The organism is Haliea sp. (genome assembly GCF_040221975.1).
Lineage (GTDB): Bacteria > Pseudomonadota > Gammaproteobacteria > Pseudomonadales > Halieaceae > Haliea.
The window spans coordinates 1-4,204 of the sequence record NZ_JAVJWR010000022.1 but is presented as its reverse complement, the minus strand read 5'-3'; the positions used below and the strand labels follow the sequence as shown (position 1 = coordinate 4,204).

Sequence of the window (4,204 nt, the reverse complement as noted above, 5' to 3'; positions counted from 1 at the left end):
CCTGCGGGTGCATGTCCCGCCTTTCCTGGCAGCTACCTGCCAGTTGATCTAGTAAAGACCAAAAAAGCGGGACTGAGTGACTATATCCGCGGAGATTTTTTTCAGGGCCCAAGGTAGCAGCGCTTCGATGTCCTCCACGGTCTCGGCTTGCGGTAGCGCTGTGAAGACCTTGCGCAGATACTGATACGGCTCCAGCCCGCTGGCCTTTGCCGACTCCACCAGGGAATACAGGTTCGCGCTGGCTTTGACGCCCTTGACCGAATCGCTAAAAATCCAATTTTTCCGTCCAATCACAAAGGGACGGATCGCGTTTTCTGCCAGGTTGTTGTCGATCTCCAGCCGGCCGTCCTCTAGGTAGACTACCAGCTTGTCCCACTCGTTGTGCAGATACCACAAGGCCTTCCCCGTGGCACTCCCTGGCGGGACCTGTGACAGGCTCTGGTCCAGCCGTTGCCGCAGCTGTTGCAGGACAGGGGTAGACCTCTCCTGCCGCAGCTCACGGCGCTGTTCCGGCTGCAGGTGCCGAGCCTCCGTTTCCACCCGGTACAGCTTCTGGATAAAGGCCAGGCCCTGGTGGGCCTTGTCGGTTTTCCCGCGCTTGCCCTGGGCCTTCACCGCCTCACTGAACCGGCGACGAGCGTGAGCCATACAGCCGATGTGGGTGAGCTGCTGTGCTGCTACCACGGCGTTGTACCCATTGTAGCCGTCCGTCTGCAGATTACCCTTGAAGCCCGCCAGCAGGCGCAGTGGCACGGCCTGGCCGCGACCCGGATCGTAGTCATACAACACCACCGGATGACCCGGCGGCCCGCCGCGCTGCAACCACAGATACGATTTAGACTGGGCAGCCTTGCCCGATTCCTTGAGCACCTGCACCGTGGTCTCGTCCATCTGGATCAGATCATGGGCCAGCAGCTGGTCCCGCAGCAGGTTGATCAGCGGCTGTACCAGCTGACCCGCCTTGATCATCCAGTTCGCAAGCGTGGCGCGGGGGATGTCGACGCCGATGCGCTGCAGAATGGTCTCCTGACGGTAGAAGCGTTAAAGCCTGCTGGACACGGGTATGGCTTCAATGGACAAGCTGCGCATCGACAGTACCGTGGTGGCCAGCCATATCGCACCGCCCAGTGACAGCCAGTAGCTGAATGATGGCGTTCGTGTAATCAGTCGACTGCTGGTAAAAAGCAAAACCGAGACCAGCGTGAAAGTCCGCTTCACCGATAAACGCAAAGCGGCAAAGTCACTGGCGTTTCGCATATTCAACGCGAAAAAAGCGACCAAGGATGAACTTTATCCCAATAAAAAATTGAAAAATAATAAATTAACGGTTCAATCCAATGTGTATTTCATATCTGAAAAGGATACCGAGATACTAAAGCCGCCTTCATTCATTAACCACGGCTGTATGGAATACGTTCTAACACCAGCAGCATGCAAAGGATCAGAAGCCGCAATGTCATTTGCTTGCGCCAGATTTTCTGCACGTATGATGATCAAGCCGCCACCACCGTATGTTTTTTCATCCTGGTTCATCAAGGGTCCGGCTGCGAATAGAATGCCATTCTTTTCCAGACCGACCTGAAATTCCATATGCTTTTCGCCTAATGCGCCCATTATCTCATTTTCTCTACCCGGGACTACTTCAGTAAGAATCACATAGAGTTGCTTGTGCAGCATATACTCAGCTTCTGCCGTGATTTCTTCTGCTGTCATCACGGACAACTCATCTGCCTTAAGACTGGCACTCCCAACAGCTATCATCATTAATACTAATAAGAGCTGGGTCCGACCTTCCAGGGACTTACGCCGGAGCCGTAAGATTGATAAAAAGCATTTCATATGCGTCACTCCGCTATGTTTGTAAATTATTCATCGTACAGTTTACTTGCCTCATGTCATGTCAGCTCAACATTCCCCTGCAGTCTGGCAGGGTCGAGCCATCATCTGGACAGGTAGTACCAACATAAACAACCGATTCTCTCATAAGTTGCTCGCAATGGGTTACATTAATAAGTGACAGTCTCATATCGATCCGAACTCCTCTCCCACATCCATAGTTAGTGCCCATCCAGAAACGAATAAGCAGCTGAATTTTAGGCAATAAATTTGGAGAAGGGTAAAAAAATCCTCTTGGCTTTGGTATGTTTGTAAGCGCTCAGCAAACCACGGGGTGGTTGCCTGTCAATGCGGAGCCGTCAGAGACGCTCGTCATCCCCATTGTTGATTTCGTCGACCGGGTCTTGGTCCTCAAGTGCGATTTCGATGGCGCGATCAAGCCGTATCAGCAGCTGCCGACGCCTTTCACCCTCTCGGCGTACAAGCATGGCAAGGCAGCGAGCTTCATCTGTAGCAATCGCGGCGCAGGGTATCGAGGCCACAGCGCCAATGCTGATTTCACCGTTGTCGTCGACGAGGAACTCGATGTTGGGTAGTGACGGGAATACCTTGCTCATGATGCTATCAAGTCCTGTCGATTCGCCAGGGTCGCAGCGCTTCAGTGGCCTCAACGGTGTCGGCCCGGGGCAGCTGTTCGTAGACCTTGCGCAGATAGGCGTATCAGTATCTGCGCAAGGTCTTCACAGCGCTACCGCAAGCCGAGACCGTGGAGGACATCGAAGCGCTGCTACCTTGGGTCCTGAAACAAATCTCCGCGGATATAGTCACTCAGTCCCGCTTTTTTGGTCTTTACTAGATCAACTGGCAGGTAGCTGCCAGGAAAGGCGGGACATGCACCCGCAGGCTACGAATGTCTCCGCGGAATCGCTCGACGATCAACGTTTCATCTTCGATCCTCCGGGTGCGCTTGAGCCCTATGACGAACACTCAGGGACTGCCGTCACACCGGCCCCTATATCACTTTCGCAGACTCAAGCATGCATGTCCCGATATTCACTTTAGCAGGTTGGGAGGATGTTGCCGATGAACGCGATCACCCAAGGCTACTTCAAGGCATATGTCGGACTGGACTGGGCTGACAGCAAGCATGATATCTGTATTCAGGCCGCTGACAGTTCACACCGGGAGTTCGAATGTATCCCGCACAGGGTCGACAAAATCGAGGAGTGGGCGCTGTCCCTCCATAATCGGTTTGGTGGACCAATTGCTGTCATTCTGGAACTGACACGAGGGCCTGTTGTTTACGCGCTCCAGAAGTACGATTTTATGGAGCTGGTGCCGGTTAATCCGAGTACGTTGGCCCGTTATCGGAAGCTGCTGCACCCGAGCGGAGCCAAGGATGATCCTTCAGATGCTGAACTTGCCCTGGACCTGGTATTGCGCCATCCCGACAGGTTCCAGACGCTCGCCACCCAGAGTGCAAGACTCAGGCAGCTTCATTTACTGGTAGAGCACCGTCGTCAATTGGTGGCAGATAAAGTCCGCCTTACCAACCGCCTGTGTGCGGCTTTGAAGCAGTATTACCCCCAGTCGCTGGAGTGGTTTGAGAAACTGGACACCATTCTATTCTGTGAATTCATAAAGCGCTGGCCCACATTGAGAAAGGCCCAAAGTGCTCGCTCCAGCACCTTGGAGAAGTTCTTTTACGAACACCATATGTACAGACAGGATGTTCAGCAGCGTCGTCTGAAAGGGATCCGCAAAGCGATGCCGTTGACGTTGGATGAAGCATTGATCGAGCCATTTTCTCTCAAGGCACAGCTCATTGCTGAGCAATTGCGGCTGATCCTGACCGCCATACAGCAGTATGGGCAGAAAATATCGGAGTTGGCATCTGAACACCCGGACTACGAATTATTTGTGAGTCTGCCGGGAGCCGGGGCGTCACTTGCACCACGCTTGCTCGTGGCGTTCGGGGAGGAGCGAGAGCGTTTTCAGAGTGCAGGTGAGCTGCAGATGTATACCGGAATTGCGCCAGTCACAGAGCGTAGCGGCCAGAAATGTTGGGTGCACTGGCGAACCCAGTGCCCCCGCTTCCTAAGACAGACGATTGTCGAGTGGGCAGGTCACAGTATCCGCTACTCCTTCTGGGCAGAGGCGTTTTACCGGCAGCAGCGAAACAAGGGAAGCAACCATCAAGCCGCAGTACGTGCGTTGGCATTCAAATGGCTACGAATACTCTACCGTTGCTGGCAATCCCGGACACTGTATGACGAGTCGAAGTACCTGAAGGCCCTTCAAAAGCGAGGCTCGCCACTGGTAGCTGCGGCGGCATGAAATCGTTGACTGAACACCTCAGGGAATGAAA

At 53.9% G+C, this 4,204-nt stretch carries 4 protein-coding genes and 2 pseudogenes; 3 read left to right on the top strand and 3 right to left on the bottom strand.

The window, feature by feature from the left end:
* Positions 1-48: 48 nt before the first annotated feature.
* A pseudogene (gene tnpC / locus RLO07_RS08540) lies at positions 49-1,026 on the bottom strand (IS66 family transposase); the annotation flags it as partial.
* Between the two features lie 19 nt (positions 1,027-1,045).
* Between tnpC and RLO07_RS08535 the strand changes: the two are divergent.
* Positions 1,046-1,297, top strand: a pseudogene (locus RLO07_RS08535) (ISNCY-like element ISMaq5 family transposase); the annotation flags it as partial.
* A gap of 32 nt (positions 1,298-1,329) precedes the next feature.
* Here the strand turns inward: RLO07_RS08535 and RLO07_RS08530 are convergent.
* Both RLO07_RS08530 and RLO07_RS08525 read right to left on the bottom strand, forming a co-directional pair.
* Positions 1,330-1,713 (bottom strand): YciI family protein, encoded by a 384-nt coding sequence (locus RLO07_RS08530; protein WP_462291719.1) that lies wholly within the window; start codon positions 1,711-1,713, stop codon positions 1,330-1,332.
* A 482-nt stretch (positions 1,714-2,195) separates the two neighbouring features.
* On the bottom strand, positions 2,196-2,453 hold the full coding sequence (locus RLO07_RS08525; protein ID WP_462291718.1) for a hypothetical protein: 258 nt from the start codon (positions 2,451-2,453) through the stop codon (positions 2,196-2,198).
* 110 nt (positions 2,454-2,563) lie between these two features.
* Between RLO07_RS08525 and RLO07_RS08520 the strand changes: the two genes are divergently transcribed.
* A complete protein-coding gene (locus tag RLO07_RS08520; protein ID WP_462291720.1) occupies positions 2,564-2,692 on the top strand; it encodes a hypothetical protein in 129 nt (42 codons plus the stop codon).
* 227 nt (positions 2,693-2,919) lie between these two features.
* On the top strand, positions 2,920-4,173 hold the full coding sequence (locus RLO07_RS08515; protein WP_462291717.1) for an IS110 family RNA-guided transposase: 1,254 nt from the start codon (positions 2,920-2,922) through the stop codon (positions 4,171-4,173).
* Positions 4,174-4,204 lie beyond the last annotated feature (31 nt).

Bases quoted from the DNA above. Each gene is read 5' to 3' on its own strand.
- RLO07_RS08530 (WP_462291719.1), bottom strand. From the start codon at position 1,713: ATGACAGCAGAAGAAATCACGGCAGAAGCTGAGTATATGCTGCACAAG.
- RLO07_RS08525 (WP_462291718.1), bottom strand. From the start codon at position 2,453: ATGAGCAAGGTATTCCCGTCACTACCCAACATCGAGTTCCTCGTCGAC.
- RLO07_RS08515 (WP_462291717.1), top strand. From the start codon at position 2,920: ATGAACGCGATCACCCAAGGCTACTTCAAGGCATATGTCGGACTGGAC.